This is a genomic window from Streptococcus sp. W151 (assembly GCF_053010205.1).
Genome location: NZ_JBRKNT010000001.1, coordinates 88,148 through 106,960, shown reverse-complemented (window position 1 = coordinate 106,960; position 18,813 = coordinate 88,148). Strand labels below are relative to the sequence as shown.

16 protein-coding genes are annotated in these 18,813 nt (G+C 42.1%); 2 read left to right on the top strand and 14 right to left on the bottom strand.

Going from position 1 to position 18,813, the window contains the following annotated elements; genetic code table 11:
• Positions 1-18: 18 nt before the first annotated feature.
• From ACVC7Q_RS00510 to yycF, 5 genes are all read right to left on the bottom strand, one after another.
• Positions 19-405 (bottom strand): YbaN family protein, encoded by a 387-nt coding sequence (locus ACVC7Q_RS00510; protein ID WP_447264410.1) that lies wholly within the window; start codon positions 403-405, stop codon positions 19-21.
• A gap of 33 nt (positions 406-438) precedes the next feature.
• Positions 439-984, bottom strand: coding sequence for a hypothetical protein (locus ACVC7Q_RS00505; RefSeq protein WP_447264409.1), 546 nt, complete (start codon positions 982-984; stop codon positions 439-441).
• Between the two features lie 158 nt (positions 985-1,142).
• Positions 1,143-1,952, bottom strand: coding sequence for an MBL fold metallo-hydrolase (locus tag ACVC7Q_RS00500; RefSeq protein ID WP_447264408.1), 810 nt, complete (start codon positions 1,950-1,952; stop codon positions 1,143-1,145).
• Between the two features lie 7 nt (positions 1,953-1,959).
• Entirely contained in the window at positions 1,960-3,312 is a 1,353-nt protein-coding gene (gene vicK / locus ACVC7Q_RS00495; RefSeq protein WP_447264407.1) for a cell wall metabolism sensor histidine kinase VicK, read from the bottom strand.
• On the bottom strand, positions 3,305-4,006 hold the full coding sequence (yycF, locus tag ACVC7Q_RS00490) for a response regulator YycF (protein ID WP_049483721.1): 702 nt from the start codon (positions 4,004-4,006) through the stop codon (positions 3,305-3,307). Before yycF ends, vicK begins: the two co-directional genes overlap by 8 nt.
• A gap of 883 nt (positions 4,007-4,889) precedes the next feature.
• Here yycF and ACVC7Q_RS00485 point away from each other — a divergent pair.
• Positions 4,890-5,939 carry a DUF389 domain-containing protein gene (locus ACVC7Q_RS00485; RefSeq protein WP_447264406.1) on the top strand — a complete coding sequence of 350 codons (1,050 nt, stop codon included), beginning with the start codon at positions 4,890-4,892 and terminating at the stop codon, positions 5,937-5,939.
• A gap of 211 nt (positions 5,940-6,150) precedes the next feature.
• Here the strand turns inward: ACVC7Q_RS00485 and thrS are convergent, their stop codons facing one another.
• The 5 genes from thrS to ccpA all read right to left on the bottom strand — a co-directional run bounded on the left by thrS (position 6,151) and on the right by ccpA (position 12,215).
• On the bottom strand, positions 6,151-8,094 hold the full coding sequence (thrS, locus tag ACVC7Q_RS00480) for a threonine--tRNA ligase (RefSeq protein WP_447264405.1): 1,944 nt from the start codon (positions 8,092-8,094) through the stop codon (positions 6,151-6,153).
• 55 nt (positions 8,095-8,149) lie between these two features.
• Positions 8,150-8,473, bottom strand: coding sequence for a MazG-like protein (locus ACVC7Q_RS00475; RefSeq protein ID WP_172605099.1), 324 nt, complete (start codon positions 8,471-8,473; stop codon positions 8,150-8,152).
• 273 nt (positions 8,474-8,746) lie between these two features.
• The gene (locus tag ACVC7Q_RS00470; protein ID WP_447264404.1) at positions 8,747-10,069 is read right to left on the bottom strand and encodes a glycosyltransferase family 4 protein; all 1,323 of its coding nucleotides are present in this window, start codon (positions 10,067-10,069) and stop codon (positions 8,747-8,749) included.
• Between the two features lies 1 nt (position 10,070).
• Entirely contained in the window at positions 10,071-11,069 is a 999-nt protein-coding gene (locus ACVC7Q_RS00465) for a glycosyltransferase family 4 protein (protein WP_447264403.1), read from the bottom strand.
• Between the two features lie 141 nt (positions 11,070-11,210).
• Entirely contained in the window at positions 11,211-12,215 is a 1,005-nt protein-coding gene (ccpA, locus tag ACVC7Q_RS00460) for a catabolite control protein A (RefSeq protein WP_049507478.1), read from the bottom strand.
• 160 nt (positions 12,216-12,375) lie between these two features.
• Here ccpA and ACVC7Q_RS00455 point away from each other — a divergent pair, with 160 nt between their 5' ends.
• The gene (locus ACVC7Q_RS00455; RefSeq protein ID WP_049473332.1) at positions 12,376-13,458 is read left to right on the top strand and encodes a M24 family metallopeptidase; all 1,083 of its coding nucleotides are present in this window, start codon (positions 12,376-12,378) and stop codon (positions 13,456-13,458) included.
• A gap of 240 nt (positions 13,459-13,698) precedes the next feature.
• Here the strand turns inward: ACVC7Q_RS00455 and ACVC7Q_RS00450 are convergent, their stop codons facing one another.
• From ACVC7Q_RS00450 to ACVC7Q_RS00435, 4 genes are all read right to left on the bottom strand, one after another.
• Positions 13,699-14,148, bottom strand: coding sequence for an Rrf2 family transcriptional regulator (locus tag ACVC7Q_RS00450; RefSeq protein ID WP_024055257.1), 450 nt, complete (start codon positions 14,146-14,148; stop codon positions 13,699-13,701).
• Positions 14,149-14,247: 99 nt separating this feature from the next.
• Positions 14,248-15,102: a metallophosphoesterase family protein gene (locus ACVC7Q_RS00445; protein ID WP_447264402.1), complete on the bottom strand. Its 855-nt coding sequence runs from the start codon at positions 15,100-15,102 to the stop codon at positions 14,248-14,250.
• 142 nt (positions 15,103-15,244) lie between these two features.
• Complete coding sequence (locus tag ACVC7Q_RS00440) at positions 15,245-17,968, bottom strand: FtsX-like permease family protein (RefSeq protein ID WP_447264401.1); 2,724 nt, start codon at positions 17,966-17,968, stop codon at positions 15,245-15,247.
• A 13-nt stretch (positions 17,969-17,981) separates the two neighbouring features.
• Positions 17,982-18,683 (bottom strand): ABC transporter ATP-binding protein, encoded by a 702-nt coding sequence (locus ACVC7Q_RS00435; RefSeq protein WP_447264400.1) that lies wholly within the window; start codon positions 18,681-18,683, stop codon positions 17,982-17,984.
• Positions 18,684-18,813: the final 130 nt, after the last annotated feature.

Sequence of the window (18,813 nt, the reverse complement as noted above, 5' to 3'; positions counted from 1 at the left end):
GGCCTGATTTCTCCAATTTTAATCAGGATTTTCTTCTGTTGGTTTTTCAGGCTTATTGGGAATCACCTTTAAGAGATAATAAGTGATAAAAATTGTCAAAGTACCTAGAGCAAGCTTCACCCAAATAATCGGGGCCAGATAGATCGAAATGCCCATCAGAATGTAGATCTGAAGAAGGATCCATTTCTTCCGTTCTTTGGCAATCGATTTGGTCTCTCGGTAATCCGCTACATAGGTTTGATAAAGCTTGGTTTGGTAAAGCCACTTTTCAAAGTGTTTGGAACTTTTAGCAAAGCAAGCCATCGACAGCAGTAAAAAGGGGGTTGTCGGTAAAATCGGCAAAGGAATTCCAATAATTCCTAATCCCAAAAACACAAAACCAACCGTAAGATAAACAAGGCGCATTTTCTTCTCCTTTGTATGTTTCTTGTTTCATAATCACTCTACAGTGTTCACATCTGACATTAGAAGCTTCATCTTAGATGGATCTGACATTCCATCCACAATACTCTGTTGTTCCTCATTTAATGGCAATAAGATTATAGTTGCTGTATGAGAAGGTAATTCCCCACTATCCTTGATAAAATAACTAACTTTTTGATTGTCAAGAATAGATTTTCCATCATAAGACCAAGAAATCAAAAAATTCAAATCTTTCTTGATATCCACATCTGTCTTATTGACCAACATGAGCACTGCTCTTCCTTCAGAAATAGCTCCCGTGAAATAGAGCGCCATATTACCTTCACTTCCGAGTTCAGGATGGTCTTTAACCAATTTCTTCCCTAACTCAATAAGATCAGACGTCTTTCCTTCATATTGAGGAGCCACCACAAATTTCAATTCTTTTTCTTTTTTAGGAGACTCTGATACTTTTGTTTCCTTCGCCGTTTGAGTGGAGGTTGACTCTTTCGTATCTTGCTTAGACTGACCACAAGCTGTTAAAGCAACTAAACTTGCCAGTAATAACATCATCTTTTTCATTTTTCATTTCTCCACTTCTTTGATTGTACAAAACGTGACTCTCATTCAGAATTCGCTATTTCTTATCATACACGAATTTAAGGTAAAGAGCAAATTCATCACTAGATGAAGGGATTTTAATCAGAAATCAAAAAACCACCCGCAGGTGGTTTTCTATCTTATATCTTCGTCAAAGGAGTCGCGGTGTCTGGTGATGTATCCAGCACCTCAAAATCATGACCGACAGCTAGATCTGCTCGAGCCAGTTGATTCTCCATGGTCATATGGGCCAATTCTTTGATATTGTTCTCTTTTGACAAATGCCCCAGATAAATCTTCTTGGTACGATTCCCCAAGGTCCGGATCATGGCATCTGCCCCATCTTCATTAGAAAGGTGGCCCAGATCAGATAAGATTCGTTGCTTCAAACGCCAAGCATACGAACCTGCTCGAAGAATCTCCACATCATGATTGGACTCAATCAGATAGCCATCTGCATCCGCGACGATTCCAGCTAGGCGATCGCTCACATAGCCTGTATCCGTCAGCAAGACAAAGCTCTTCCCATCCTTCATCAAGCGATAAAATTGAGGGGCTGCAGCATCGTGACTGACCCCAAAACTTTCGATATCGATATCGCCAAATGTTTTGGTCTTCCCCATCTCAAAGATATGCTTTTGAGCGTCATCGACCTTTCCTAGATACTTGGTACCTTCCATAGCCTTCCAAGTGGCTTCATTAGCATATAGATCCATCCCATATTTCCGCGCTAAAACACCCACACCATGGATATGGTCTGAGTGTTCGTGCGTAATCAGAATGGCATCTAAATCTTCTGGTTTGCGATCAATTTCAGCCAATAGTCCCGTAATCTTTTTCCCTGATAGACCTGCATCAATGAGCAGTTTTTTCTTTGGTGTCTCAAGGTAGAAAGAATTTCCACTAGAACCTGAAGCTAAAATACTGTACTTAAATCCCTCTTCTGTCATTGACTCCTTATTCTTCCTCTTCTGTATCCCAGTCGTCTTTAATCGCATCTTTGTCGTACGGTAAGACAATGGTAAAGGTAGATCCCTTACCATATTCACTCTTGGCCCAAATAAAGCCTTTGTGTTGCTTAATGATCTCCTTAGCAATGGCTAAGCCCAGACCAGTCCCACCTTGGGCCCGGCTACGCGCCTTATCCACTCGGTAAAAGCGATCAAAAATGCGTGGCAAGTCTTTCTTGGGAATTCCCAAGCCCTCATCTGAGATAGAGATAATCAACTGGGCATCTGTTGTTTTCATCCCTACCTTGATTTTCCCACCATCGGGTGAGTATTTGATGGCATTGTTCAAGATATTGTCGATTACCTGGGTCATTTTATCCGTATCAATTTCAACCCAAATCGGGGTGATTGGATATTCACGGATCAGTTCATACTTCTTGGTATCTTCTTGCGATTGACTCTTGATCTTATCAAACCGGTTTAAAATAAAGGTAATAAAGGCCGTAAAGTTGGTCAACTCGATATCCAACTGACTGGTTTCATTATCGATTCGTGACAAGCTCAAAAGATCTGTGACCATACGCATCATGCGGTTAGTTTCATTCAGTGAAACCTTGACAAAATCTGGTGCCACCGGCTCTGACAAAGCGCCATCATCTAGGGCTTCCAGATAGGATTTCACACTGGTCAAAGGTGTTCGCAGTTCATGACTCACATTGGAGACAAAGAGGCGACGTTCTCGTTCTTCCTTGTCCTGCTCTGTCGTATCGTGCAAGACAGCTACCAGACCGGAGATAAAACCTGACTCGCGACGAATCAAGGCAAAGCGTACACGAAGACTTAAGTATTCCCCATTTTCATCCTGTGAATCGATGGTTAACTCTGGTACTTCAGTAATCAAGCTTCGCAGATCATAGTCATCTCCAAGCGAAAGCAAATCCAAAATACTGGTATTGAGCACCTCATCTGGATTAACATTCAATTGCTTGGCTGCCATTTCATTGACCATGATGATCTGACCACGTCTGTTGGTCGCAAGCACCCCGTCCGTCATGTAAGAAAGAATACTGGTCAAACGCTTGGTTTCTTGTTCCAAGTTTTCATGCGTCAGGCGAATAACTTCAGACAGATCATTGATACTATTGGTCATATCGGTTAGTTCTGGACTTCCTTGCATGTCGACCACTTCGGAATAGTCCCCTGCAATCAAATCCTTAATTTTAGCGTTCAATTGTCTGAGCTTGATATTGTCCCGACGGTTTTCTAGGAGAAGCAAGGCAACCACAATGATAAATCCAACCGTAATCAGAACAAAGACAAAGTTCGACGACATGACAAATTGTTTTATTAGATCAATCATTGTTTCTCATATAATATCCGACACCACGGCGGGTCAAGATATATTCTGGACGTCCCGGTGTGTCCTCGATTTTTTCACGCAAACGACGAACCGTCACATCCACCGTCCGAACATCACCAAAGTAATCATAGCCCCACACCGTCTCAAGAAGGTGCTCACGGGTCATGACTTGACCGACATGGGTCGCAAGGTGATAGAGCAATTCAAACTCACGATGGGTCAAGTCCAATTCTTTGTTGGCCTTTTGAACCAAGAAAGCGTCTGGAAGGATGTGAAGATCACCAATTACAATTTCCGTATCGGCCTCATTTTCAAGCTGAGGATCCGCTGCAAACTCCGAACGACGCAACAAGGCCTTCACACGCGCTTGCAATTCTCGATTAGAGAATGGCTTAGTCACATAGTCATCCGCACCAATTTCAAGTCCGATAACCTTATCAAATTCCGTATCTTTGGCAGAAAGGACAATGATGGGCACATTGCTGGTCTTGCGAATCGTACGCGCCACTTCCAGACCATCAATCTCTGGCAACATCAAATCTAGAATAATAATATCCGGATTCTCAGCCGCAAAGACTTCCAAAGCTTCTCGGCCATCAAAGGCGGTCAAGACTTCATAGCCCTCTTTTGCCATGTTAAATTTGATAATATCTGAAATTGGTTTTTCATCATCAACTACTAATATTTTTTTCATCTTACATACCTGTTTCTAATGCTTCTTTTCCTAATCAATCTCTATCTTCTTATTATATCAAACTTATGAAGAAATGTGGAGCCTCAATTGCTGGACTTTCCAATAAGAAAGGGAAAAAAAGACCGAGATGTTAAAATCTCAGTCTCAGAAAAAACGAATGATATGTAGAAGATAAAATCACTTGAGTGATTCTAAAAAAAGTTAATTTCCTACTTGCTATAGCTAATAAATCATATTTAGAAAACTTTCCGCTGTGAGAAAAGTGAGAGTGGGACAGAAATCATAGCCACTTAATTGTTTTTGGATTGTCGAGCAAGACGCAGTGGTTGAGTGGGCTCTACTTCGCTGATTTCATCAGCTTTTACAGCCCTACTCAACTGTGCGGAGGTGGGACGACGAAATCGAATTCTAACGAATGACCGATTTCTGTCCCACTCTCACTCGGGAGTTTTGGGACTTCATAGAAGTTCGCTGACGTTCTTACTCACCTAAGGAAGGTTTTTTAGATTGTTTTATCCTCAATCTTTTTATTTTTTCATTATTTCTCAACACGTGATTTGTTGGCGATATCTGCTAGGATTGCTGCTACAAACTCATCCTGTTTAAACATTAAAATGGTATCTACTTTCAGAGGAGATATCGTTTTTCTTCTTCAGATAAGGATACAAAAATTTCTTCCTTTCTCTATCTTTTAAATTAAGTGATTTCTTCAGAGAAAGACTGTAAAATTTTTGATATAATATGCAGGATGGACTGATGGATATTTAAAAGATAATGTTCAAAAGAATTATAAGTGAGAATTAAAAACATGTCAGTTTGGACAGAAGTCTCTCTACCATCATCCATGCAGAAACAAGATTATATGAAATAAAAGGAGTAACCAATGTCCGGAAACTATTCAACACGTGAATTCCGCGAGAAACTATATGATGACCTTCATGTTCGATTAAGAGATACAGTGATTTTGATGTGTGCGATTTTTATTGCCTCTATAGGTCTAAATATGAATTCAACAGCTGTCATTATTGGAGCCATGCTGATTTCCCCTCTTATGACACCGATTATTGGACTGGGGTTTGGTTTAGCTATTTTTGATACGCGTTTAATCAAGCAATCTCTAGGGGTTTTATTTACTCAAGTATTGGTCAGTTTGCTTGTCTCAACTCTATATTTCTGGATTTCTCCCTTATCTTATGCAAGTAGCGAATTGATTGCACGAACCTCTCCAACCATTTGGGACGTTCTCATTGCTATTGCAGGTGGGATAGCAGGTGTCATTGGTTCAAGAAAAAAAGAAGCAAACAATATCGTGCCAGGAGTAGCCATTGCAACAGCTCTGATGCCACCTATCTGCACTGCAGGCTATGGTTTAGCTAATGGAAATGTACGATTTTTATTTGGGGCTCTCTATCTTTTCTTGATCAACTGTGTCTTTATCATGCTAATCAATATTGTTGGAACAAGAATTATGATGAGACAATCTCCCTTAAGTTCATTTAAAGAGCTAAACATTAAAATGAAAATTGGGTTGATCTCCTTGATTGTATTATTGGTTCTTCCAGCCAGCTATTCAGCAGTCACTCTGACGATGGATCAAGCACGAAAAGAAGGGATCAAACAGTTTGTAGGAAAAGAGTTCGCCACTCATACGATCATTAATCAAGTCTACAAGTCAAGTAGCAATGAATTGGTCTTGACAGTTGTTGGAGATCCGATTTCAGAAGAAGAATTAGAAACCATTCGCCAAAAACAAGACTCTTACGGTATTCAATCTGTTCAATTGAAAGTCAATCAAGTCCATAATTCGACAAAATTAGATAGTGAGACGACCAAGGAATTTTACGAAAACATTGACAAGTATATCGATCAAAAACTCTCTGAAAAAGATTCACAAAACGATCTCGTAAAAGAAAATGAAGCAGACAAGGATTGAGGATAGTCAACTTATCTAACTCATGGAAGCAAATCTTGGGAGGATATCCTATATCCAAAAGTTAATGGATAGAAAGGATTGTTGATGAGGATACTATTTGTGGTGGTTTGACCGATCACTACTAGCTCAGGTTAAACAAAATAGAAAAAGCAACAACTGAAATAGTTGTTGCTTTTTCTTACTAAAAAATATTTCTCAGACTGTGATCGTTTTATTTCTCAACACGAGATTTGTTGGCGATATCTGCAAGAATCAATTCTACAAATGCATCTACCGGCATGGTTTCTGTTTCTTTTTGACCATAACGGCGAACGTTTACAGCCTGCTCTTCCATTTCCTTGTCCCCAACGATTAATTGGTAAGGAATTTTTTGAGTTTGAGAAGCACGAATCTTGAACTGCATTTTTTCATTGCGTTCATCCACATCGGCACGGACACCACGGTCACGAAGTTTCTTAGCTACTTCCCAAGCGTAGTCCACGTGTTTTTCGTTAGATACTGGGATGAGAGTTACTTGGTGTGGCGCAAGCCAGGTTGGGAAAGCTCCCTTGTAGTTTTCAATCAAGATCGCAGTAAAACGTTCCATGGTTGAGATTACCCCACGGTGGATCATGACTGGACGGTGTTCTTCCCCGTCTGCTCCAATGTAATGAAGATCAAAGCGTTCTGGAAGCAAGAAGTCCAATTGGATAGTTGAAAGAGTTTCTTCTTTACCAAGAGCTGTTTTCACTTGGATATCCAATTTTGGTCCGTAGAAGGCTGCTTCCCCTTCAGCTTCATAGTACTCAACACCCATATCATCAACGGCTGCTTTCAACATGCGTTGAGCATTTTCCCACATTTCATCGTTGTCAAAGTATTTATGTTTGTCTTCAGGATCACGGTAAGACAAGCGGAAACGATAATCTGTCAAGTTAAAGTCTTCATACACATCGATGATCAATTGAAGGATCTTCTTGAATTCTTCCTCGATTTGTTCTGGAGCCACAAAGGTATGACCATCATTCAGAGACATTTCACGCACACGTTGAAGTCCTGTAAGGGCACCAGATTTTTCATAACGGTGCATCATACCGATTTCAGCGATACGGATTGGCAATTCGCGGTAAGAGTGCACATGGTGTTTGTAAACTTCGATGTGGTGAGGACAGTTCATTGGACGAAGAACAAACTCTTCTCCATCCCCCATATCCATTGGTGGGAACATGTCTTCACGGTAGTGATCCCAGTGACCTGAAGTCTTATAAAGTTCTACAGAAGCAATTGGTGGAGTGTAGACGTGTTGGTAGCCTGCTGCGACTTCTTTATCAACGATGTAGCGTTCCAACTCACGACGAATCGTCGCACCATTTGGCAACCAGAATGGAAGACCTTGACCAACTTCTTGAGAAATCATGAACAAATCAAGCTCTTTCCCAAGTTTACGGTGGTCACGCTCTTTAGCTTCTTCACGCATTTGAAGGTAATTCTTCAAGTCTTTCTTGTCAAACCAAGCAGTACCGTAAATCCGTTGCATCATAGCGTTATCGCTATTTCCACGCCAGTAAGCACCTGCCACATTCAAAAGGTGGAAGATTTGGATACGACCAGTTGATGGGACGTGTGGGCCACGGCAGAGATCCACGTATTCACCTTGACGGTAGATGGTCAAACCACCTTCGTCTTCAGAGTGTTCTTCGATCAATTCCAATTTGTATGGATCGTTTTTAAAGATTTCACGCGCTTCATCTTTAGTCACTTCTTCACGAATAGATGGGAAGTTTTCTTTCACGATTTTCTTCATTTCTTCTTCGATACGAGGAAGGTCTTCGTTAGAGATTTGACCAGCTTGGTTGTCTGTATCGTAGTAGAAACCATCTTCGATGGCTGGACCGACACCCAAGTGGATATCTGGGAAGAGGCGACGAGCTGCTTGAGCAAACAAGTGAGCCGCTGAGTGACGCAAGATTGGAAGAGCATCTTCGTGATCAGGTGTCACGATTTCAATGCTTCCGTCTTCAGTGATAGCACGAGTTGTGTCAATCAATTTGCCGTTGAATTTACCAGCAAGAGCTTTTTTAGCTAGGGAATTGCTGACGGATTGAGCAATGTCAAAAGTTGTAACGCCAGATTCGAATTCACGAACAGCGCCATCTGGGAAAGTAATTTGAATCATGATATTCTCCTTTTATTCATTCATAGTTTATAAGCATTGACTTTTTATTAGCAGACTACTTCCTAGTCTGAATGTTCAACTGCTTTTCTTTATCAGAGAGAAAGTTTTCCATTTCCGTCAGGATGTCTATATCCAAACGTTGAGAAAGTTCAACTAGCCACCAGATATTTTCTGAAAGTTTATGTTCCAGCGTGTAAGGTGTTTCATCATAGTAGCGTCCTTGCTTGGTCATCACTAATCGTTGGAAATTTCCAATATCATTCGATAAAGCCAAGAGGTCTTCTTCTACCGTCCACTTGGAATCATGGTGCTTAACTTCCAGATCGTGATAAGCTTGTCGGATTGCCCAACTGCGCTCCACTAATTCTTGCAACTCCATAGTTAGTCTCCTCATAAAAAAATTGCGACATCCAAAAAGGACGTCGCAACGTGGTTCCACCTTCATTTATGTTCCTCAAAAAGAGGGACACCTCTGATTGGCTCTAACGTAGCCACCGTTTTATGTTTGCATAAAAGTATATCGAGTAGTCCCAAATCTATCCTCTACGCGATTTCCAGCTCCACGCGCTCTCTATTAGATTTCCTAGATTTGATATGTCTCTGTCAGTTATTATAGCACGATTGAAAAATATTGCAAGAAAAAGTTTCATTTTCAATCAAAGAAATGCGTGATTTTACGGATTTTCTTCACTTGTTTGACCGAAGCCTTCATCATCTTCACAGATCCATTGACCGGAAGAGCAATGACCTTGGTCGGGATTTTCACAATGGTCTTAGACATCCGCTTGACCCGACTTTGCTCTGGGTTCAAGTCATTTGAGAAGTCTTTAGAGATGATTTTATCCAGATAAAATTCATAGACTCGACGGCCAAAGGTTGCAGCAGAAATATCATCGATCTTTTCTGCCCACTTGGTTTCATCGATTGCAGGCATCTCGTCAATCGCTTCAAGAATCGCTTGGGCCAGATCGCTCTCCTCATAAAAGAGTTTCCCAAACATAGGGTCATCAATCACATGATCGAGATAAGGATTGCCATGAGCGATGATCGGTGTACCACTCGCAATACTCTCTAAATAGGTCAGACCTTGCGTCTCACTTGTTGAAGCTGAAATAAAGAAGTCAGCCGCCTTATAGTAGAGTGCTGTCTCATTTGGCGGGATCATCCCTGTAAAGACAATAGCATCTGATACGCCAAGTTTCGCCGCTTGTTTTTTCAGATCATCCAAATAAGGTCCATCCCCAGCCACAATCAACTTAACTTTAGAATTGACCCGAAGGACATCAGGAAGGGCCGCAATGACAGCCTGAATATTTTTTTCATAAGAGACCCGCGACAGGCTCAATAAAAGCGTTTCATCTTCTGCGACTTCATATTTTTCACGAAGAGCCGCAGTCTCTGTCGGAGTGATTTCTGGCCGGTCAAACTTGACCAAATCAATCCCTGTCGGAATTATGCGTTTTTCTGCCTTGACCTTGTACTTTTGGAGCAAGTCATAGACGATCTCGCTTGGGCAGATCACGCCGTCCAGATCATTCATGTAACTTCTCACAATGTATTTGACCATACTTGGGCGAATGACCATGCCTCTCGCAATATAGCGGACATAGTCCTCATACTGGGTATGGTAGGTATGAATGACTGGAATCCGCAATTCGCGTCCAATCCATACTCCCAAAAGGCCTAGTGAAAACTCAGTCTGGGTATGAATAATATCCAACTGGTATTGCTTGGCAATGGCAAGCGCCTTTGAAAAACCACGATAAGCAACGCGACGATCCTTAAAGGCGAAGAAAGGCACACTTGGAATCCGAATAATTTGCCAATCTTCATAGCGGTTCACATCTTTATCCGTTGTCGTAAAGATAAAGACCGTGTGACCCAATTTTTCTAATTCTGTTTTGAGCGTCCGAATGCTGGTCGCCACTCCCGAAACTTGCGGGAAATAGGTATCTGTAAATAATCCTACACGCATCTTACATCTCCAAAACTGTTTGATAGGCTTCGACCAATTGATGAGCCACTCGGTCGATCGAACGACTCTCAGCGACCTTGTAGCCGGCCTCCCGCTTGTCTACTTGTCCGTTCAAGACCTTGTTCAAGGAATTCACAAATTCATCCACATTGTGGCACAATTCAGAAGACGTCTCGTCGATCCAACCATTGTATACGGGAATGTCCCGCAAGACCGTATGCTGATGACTAGCCAAGGCTTCTAAAACAACGATTCCTTCCGTTTCTTCATAAGATGGGAAGAAGAAAGCATCTGAACCCGTCATAGCCCCTTGGAAGACCGCTCCCTTAAAATAGCCAGGGAATTCCACATTACTAGGATGATCCTTTTCCACCAAGCGACGAATCTTACTCGGAATGATCCATTTGTTAATCGATCCAAGCCAAATAAAGCGCACATCCGGCATGCGACGGGCCACTTCTACGAAATCTTCAATCCCTTTGCGTTTAAAATAAAGCCCCGCACAGATAACAACCTTTTGGCCTTCTTGGATATTAAAATGCTTGCGAAAGACTTCTTCTTTTTTCGGATCCTTCTTGTATTTTTCCAAATCAATCCCATTGGAGACCGCAATAATCGGAGTTGTCACCCCATAAGACTGAATCAGGTGTTTGGAATACTCAGATGGCGTGATCACATAGTCTGCCTTTTGGTACATGTGAGCCAAATACTTCCCAAACAAGGGCGCAAAAAAGTTAGACCCGATAAAGGAATTTTCAAAATCCTCACGGGTTGAATGACCATGCATGATGACTTTCTTTCCACGACGTTTTGCTGCATGGAGCAAAAGGAAACTCCGTGGGCCATAGGTATTGATATGCACCACATCATAATCTCCTAAAATATCTGTCGTATACGGAATCCCAGCCAAATCAAGCGCATGCATTTGGTGCTGCAAGGCTCGACCAATTCCTGATTTTTGTAATACGGATTTTCCTTCTAAATACAGTAAAACTTTCATACCTTCTATTATACCGAAATAAAGAGTGCCCAGCAAGTCTCTACCTGTTTCTAGTATAAAAAAAAGGTTAGAACAGTTTTGTTCTAACCTCTCAGACTAGTAGACACGTCTTCCCATGTCGAGACTCTAGTCTACTAATCCTTATTTCTTCGTCGTTCCACGTTGGTTGATCGTATGAGACAATAACACTTCGCGTTCTTCCAACTCTTCTTTGTGCATGATCTTGGTCAACATACGCATACTAATCGCACCAAGGTCATACAAGGGTTGGCCAATCGTTGATAGATTTGGACGCGTGTAACGTGTTACTTGTGAATCATCACTAGTAATGATTTCAAAGTCTTCTGGTACTTTGATACCGTGATCAGACAAGCCGTTCAAGAGACCTGCAGCCAATTCATCACCTGTCACAAAAGCAGCTGTTGCTTTTGACGCAATAATGCGTTCTGCCAAGTTGTAACCTTCATCATAACGATACTTCGATTCAAAGACAAGTCCTTCGCTGTAGCTCAATTTTTTCGCTTTCAAAGCTTCCTTATAGCCTGACAAACGAATTTTTCCATTGATATCGTCCACCAATGGACCACTTACAAAAGCAATTTTCTTGTTGTGTTTTGCCAATTGTGCAACAGCATCAACAGTCGCTTGCTTGTAGTCGATATTGACACTTGGTAATTGGTGTTCTACATCGACTGTCCCAGCAAGGACGACTGGCGTCCGAGAGCGTGAAAACTCTGAGCGAATCTTTTCTGTCAAGTGATAGCCCATGAAAATGATTCCATCCACTTGTTTTGAAAAGAGGTTGTTTACTACTGAAACTTCTTTGTCATCGTCTTCATCGCTATTTGCAAGGACGATGTTGTACTTGTACATTTCCGCAATGTCATCAATCCCTTTAGCCAAGGTAGAGAAATAGCTGTTGGTAATGTTTGGAATCACAACACCGACTGTTGTGGTTTTCTTACTGGCAAGACCACGCGCAACAGCATTTGGACGGTAATCCAAGCGTTCGATCACTTCCAAAACTTTTTTACGTGTATTTTCTTTAACGTTCTTATTTCCATTCACTACACGACTAACGGTTGCCATTGAAACCCCTGCTTCACGGGCGACATCATAAATCGTTACTGTATCGTCTGTATTCATAAGATTTCCTTTCATTGTTGAAAATTTCGTTTTCATTCTCTAATTAATCCTATTTTATCATGTATTGTAAACACTTTCAAGCATTTTGGTAAAATTTTGTAAACTCTTGCTTTTTTGGGGAAAATTTGACAAAATAGATCCATAGAAAGAAGGTAGCATTATGTCTAAATTAGATCAAATCGTCGATTTTCTTGAAACTGAAAAAACAGACGTCGCTGTTGTATCCGATCCTGTCACGATCAATTACCTGACTGGATTTTACAGTGATCCCCACGAACGCCAACTCTTTTTGTTCGTTTACACAGACCATGAACCCCTTCTCTTCGTTCCTGCACTTGAAGTGGAACGGGCGACTGCAGTTGTCGATTTCCAAGTGGTTGGCTATGTGGATTCTGAAAACCCTTGGGAAAAGATTAAAGGGGCTATCGCTAAACCAGATGCCAAAACTGTTGCACTTGAATATGATAACTTGATTCTGACCAAGTACAATGGTTTGCGCACTGTCTTTGAAAAAGCGGAATTTACTAACTTAACACCACGGATTAACCGCATGCGCTTGATCAAATCTGCTGATGAGATCCAAAAGATGTTGGTTGCTGGTCAATACGCAGATAAGGCTGTCAATATGGGGTTTGACGCCATCTCACTGGATAAAACAGAAACTGATATCGTGGCAGAAATCGACTTTGGCATCAAACGCTTGGGCTATGAAATGAGCTTTGAAACTATGGTCTTGACGGGGAATAATGCAGCTAACCCACACGGAATTCCTGGAAGCAATAAAGTCGAAAACAATGCTCTCTTGCTCTTTGACCTTGGCTGTATGGTCAATGGTTATGCATCAGATATGACCCGTACCGTCGCGGTTGGAAAACCGGATGATTTCAAAAAAGAAATCTACCACTTGACGTTAGAAGCTCAACAAGCAGCCATCGATATGATCAAACCTGGTGTAACCGCACATGACGTTGACCGTGCTGCACGGAGCGTTATCGAAAAAGCTGGCTATGGTGAATACTTCAACCACCGCCTCGGACACGGTATCGGTATGGATGTGCATGAATTCCCTTCTATTATGGAAGGAAATGACATGGTACTTGAAGAAGGCATGTGCTTCTCAGTCGAACCAGGGATCTATATTCCAGGTAAAGTCGGAGTCCGTATCGAAGACTGCGGCTATGTCACAAAAGACGGCTTTGGACTCTTTACAGAAACCAGCAAAGACTTGCTTTACTTTGACTAAGTCTTTTGTTGGTCCAAGTCGCACCATACAGAATGTTTCGTCAATAAATATAAAAAATGAGGCTGGGACAAAAGTCCTAGCCTCTTAATTGTCTTTGGATTGTCGAGCAAGACGCAGTGGTTGAGTGGGCTCTACTGCGCTGATTTCATCAGCTTTTACAGCCCTACTCAACTATGCGGAGGTGGGACGAAGAAATCGAATTCTAACGAATGACCGATTTCTGTCCCACTCTCATTCTTCTTATGAAACCGATTCGAGGTCCATTCTTTTCTGCGCGTCTTCTACGACTTCTTTTAGGCTGGTTTGAGCCATCTCTTTTTCCATAGCAGTCTGAATGTCTTCGAGCTTCCCATCTAAGACATGGTGGATATTGTGACCTATTGGGCAATTTGGATTGGGTTTTTCATGGAAACCAAATAATTGGCCTGTCGAACCTAAGCATTCGACCGCTTGATAGATATCCAGCAGACTGATCTCATCGGCTGCTTTAGCGAGTTCAGCTCCTCCTGTCCCACGCGCTACATGGATCAATCCCGCTTTCTTTAACTGAGACAAGGTCTTTCGAATAATAACAGGATTCACACCGACACTTCCTGCCAAAAAATCACTGGTTACTTTGGTTTTTTCCCCTTGTAGAGCGATCATGATCAAGACATGAGTCCCGATTGTAAACCGACTCGAAATTTGCATGTCTTTACTCCTTTCTGCCTGTTCTGAAAGTGGCATCTATTGGACGATTGTCAACAGATGACTCTTACTACCCTTATTATACTAGTTTTTGTTGTAATGTCAACAGTTACACTGTTGGAAAAAGTCCTCTAACCAAGCATCGATTTCTCGATCATGACCTTCTCTCTGCTCAATCTCATGAAGTAGCTCATGATTGTGGGTATGATGAATGCCATTGACTAAACTTTCATAATACACTTGATAATAAGGAAGATGGAGGTTTTTAGCAAGTTGGAGTTCTTTTTGTACATCATAATCCACCCGTCTAAAATCGACATCTTTTAGCCCCATTTGATCAAATTCAAGAATGGCATACATGGCCCGAAGATCCTTGCGAAGATTCTTTTCCAAAAAGAAGGGTTGACCGATCGACCCAGGATTGATGATCAGTTCTCCTCCTGTCCCGTAGCGAAAAAACTGCTGATGAATGTGTCCGTAGACTGCAATATCACAAGATGGGTTTGTCACCAAGCGATCAAAATCCTTCTGCTCACCAATGTGGATCAATTCCCGACCCCAATTCTTATCGGGTAAGTGGTGGGTAATGCCGATCTTTAAACCGGCGATTTCTCTATGGACCTGCATGGGCATTTCCTGCATGGCTTCAATTTCCTGAGGCGTGATTTCTTCAAGAATATATTGACACTGGCGCATAAGGTAGCGATGACTTGGTCTAGTCTCATCCAACATCCCCCTCATGGCGCGCCAAAGACTATCTTCCCAGTTTCCAAGGACTTTCACCGTAATAGGAAGCTCCTCTAACAGCTCCAAAAGAGCGCGTCTACCTGTTCCAGGCATCAAACTATCTCCCAAGAGCCAATATTCATCCACCTTGGCTTTTCGACTATCCTCTAGGACAGCTTCCAAGGCTGTCGTATTTCCATGAATATCTGAAAGTAAAGCAATTTTAGTCATGATCTTCTCCTACTATCCATTATAACAAAGAGAAGAAAAACTTCCACCCTGAGGTGAAAGTTTTATAAACATTCGTTGCTGGTGAAATGAAAAATAAGACTAGAGGACTCATTTTGTCGCTATCAGCTACGTGCTTTGTATCTTAGTCTACTGATTTGAGGGCTTCGAGCATATCTACTTTTCGGAGATAATGGTCAACATAAATTCCTAACAGGACCAAAAGAAGGATCAGTCCTCCTACAGGGAAGAGGAAAACACCAAGTCCTACTTTGGGGTAAAAGAGAATGGCATCTGGTGCAATCATGGCAATAAGAAATTGATGAAGATAATAGCCACCCACTAACCCCATGAGGATCCCTATAATAGACAATAAGATGGTTTCGCGGTAAATATAGAGTGTCACTTCCTTATTATGGAATCCCAAGACCTTGATGGTCGATAATTCACGGATCCGTTCTGCCACATTGATATTGGTTAAATTATACAAGATCACGATAGCTAACAAAACCGATACGACTACTAGAATCATCATGGTGGTGTCCAACGATTTGGCAACTGAGTTAAAGAGGGAAATCATCGAAGCATTTTGACTGACTGCTTTCACAGCTGCAAGAGCCATCATGTCCCGACTAACTGCTTGCACTTGTTGTGTGGATGAATTTCGCAGCTGTACCAAATAGCTATTTTCTGAAGTCCGCTCTCCGTAGATTTTTTGGTAACTTGCCTGATCCATATAGATAAAATGGCCGACATAATTTTCAGTGATTCCTGCCACCTTAAAAGAGTGACCATCTAGGGTCAGTCGATCCCCAACTGTAACCTGGGCTAGTTGTGCCAGTTTGCTACTGATGATAACCCCTTGCTTTAGAGACAAGGACTCCCCTTGCTTGAAAGAACGCAGGCTGACAAAGGGAGAAAAATCTGCACGATCCGTAACCAACATCGTAATGGTCTGCTTGTCGTGTCCATTTTTTAAAGAAGCTTCAATGACCTTACTATAGATGGCTCGATAATCCTTGATATCTGATTTTGCCAGACGATTGGTTAGTTCTTTGCTTTCTTGGTAGGAGGCATACGTTTTTTTGGCTACAATCAACTCATAAGATAGGATCTCTTGAAATTGGCGTTTGGAAACACTTCCTACAGAAGATTGAATCCCTAGCCCTGCAAAGAGAAGAGCAACAGAACCCGCCACTCCAAAAATGGTCATCAGCATCCGTAGTTTGTAACGAAAGAGATTGCGAGCAGTAACCTTGTGCGTGAAATTCAGACGTTTCCAAATAAAATGGATACGCTCCAGAAAAATTTTCGAACCGGATACCGGTGGCTTGGGCATTAATAAAAGATTGGCTTCTTCTTTTAATTCCTTACGAGCAACCCAGTAAGCTGGAAGCACACTCGCGACGAAAGACAGTCCAAGAGCAATCAGAGTTATATCCCTATAAAAATACTCTCTGCTCTCTCCTATAACCATCCCTTGCGTAATAATGTTGGAGATGATCCCCGATAGGAAATAATGCCCCAACAAGCTTCCTAGAAGGGTTCCAATCGTACCAGCAAAAGATCCATAGAGGACAAATTTGAGAATGATGTCCTTGGTTCGATAGCCCAACGCCTTAAAAACGCCTGCATTGGTCCGCTCTTCATCGACAAAGCGCGTCATCGTGGTGAAGGTCACCATGGCTGCTACCAGATAAAGAACGACCGGAAAAATATTTCCGATAGCAGAGATACTGCTACTAGCATTGCTATACATCAGGTAACCTTGTCCGCCTGGCATGGTCTTGCGATCATAAACATGATAAGTTGGAATTTCCAGCTGATCTCGCTCGCTTTGGGCTTTTTTCAGCTCCTCCTCTTTTTTTGCAAGCTCCTTTTCACCTTCGGTCCAGTCCTTCTTTTTCAGATCCATTTGTTCTTTGGCTTGATGGATTTTTTCTTGACTGGCTACTCGCTCTTTAGCTGGCAGAAATGGAGCTAGTTTACTGAGTTGCGTCTCCTGCAAGTCTAATTGCTTTTGAGCCTGATCGATCTGATTCTTGGCTGACTGTAGTGTTTCCATGGCACGACTGAGTTCTTTCTGGCCTTTTCGGATCTGCCCATCCGCCTCCTTCTTGAGTCTTTGATAGCGAGCCTTTCCATTGTCTTTCAGAAGTTTTTCTAACTCTTCTTGGTGATCCTCTAGCCGTTTTTGGTAGACTTGCGAAAAAGAATCCAAAGATCGCAGATCATCAAACTGGATCCGCGCTATCACAGGAAGTTTAGTCGTAAAGACCTCTTTTGAAACCAGAGCATAGGCATCCAGATTCCCACTGCCACTCATGGCAGTGCCTAAATTCTTTTGAGACCACAGCTCAGAAGATTGAACAAAACCAACAATGGTGAATTGCTTTTGCTTTAAACTAGAGCGAGTTCCCGCCTTTTCTTCAAGTGTGAGGGTATCCCCTAATCGATAACGATCCTCCCAAAAACTCGCTAGGGCCAGTTCCCCTTCTTTTTGGGGCAGACGCCCCTTGGTCACACGAAAAGAAGAAAGGCTCTTTGGGGCAGAAAAAAGTCGAATTGCCTCTCCTGTTCCTTTCACCGTCAGATCCAGCAGTGAACCAAATTCGACACGCGTCCCTTTGAGTCCTAAAAGCTCTTCTTGATCTGCCTGGTCTAATCCCAAGTCCCCCATGACAGCAAGATCTAGCATCTTTTGTTGCTGAATAAACTGGTTAGCCGTTCGGTGCATATTTGGGGTGGTCACCTTTAAGCCAACCAAGGCCAAGCTTCCCAACAACATCAAGGTTAAGATGGAGAGAAAACGTCCTTTTGAATGTGTAAAAGAACCAAATAGGTCCTTCCAATAGACTTTTCGTTTCATGCTAGCACCTCTTCTAATACTCTAGTGTAGCAATATCTTGAGGAAGCTCATTGATTTCTACCGACTTGACCTTGGCATCATGCATGCGAATCACACGGTCTGCAATCGGAGCTAAAGCAGCATTATGGGTTACGATGATGACCGTTGCTCCCTTTTTACGAGACATGGCCTGTAAAATCTCCAATACTTGCTTACCTGTCTGGTAGTCTAAGGCTCCTGTAGGCTCATCGCAAAGGAGAATTTTAGGATTTTTCGCCACTGCCCGAGCAATCGCCACCCGTTGTTGCTCTCCACCTGACAATTGGGCAGGAAAATTATCAAGACGATTGCCAAGTCCGACTTCTCTTAAAACGTCTTCCGGATCCAAGGCATCAGAGACGATTTCTGAAGCCAATTCGACATTTTCCTTGGCTGTCAGATTGGCTACTAAATTATAAAATTGAAAGACAAAGCCAACGTCATCTCGTCGATAATCCGTTCGTTGATGGGAATTGAGCTTAGAAATATCCACCCCATCAATCAGGACCTGCCCTTCGTCATTGGTGTCCATCCCTCCTAAGATATTGAGAACCGTTGATTTTCCAGCTCCTGACGCCCCTAAAATAATGACCAATTCGCCTTTTTCAATCTCAAAAGAAACATCCTGATTAGCGAGAATCTCCGTTTCTCCACTAGTGTATCGCTTGTAACAGTGCTGCATTTCGATGTAGGCCATTTTCTCTCTCCTCCCTCCTATTTCCTATCTATATTATAGTCCTTTTCGAATAGATTACAAAGAAATCGAGGCATCAATAATAGTAATTCTTCCTCATTATCATGAACTATTATAAATTTTATGCTATAAT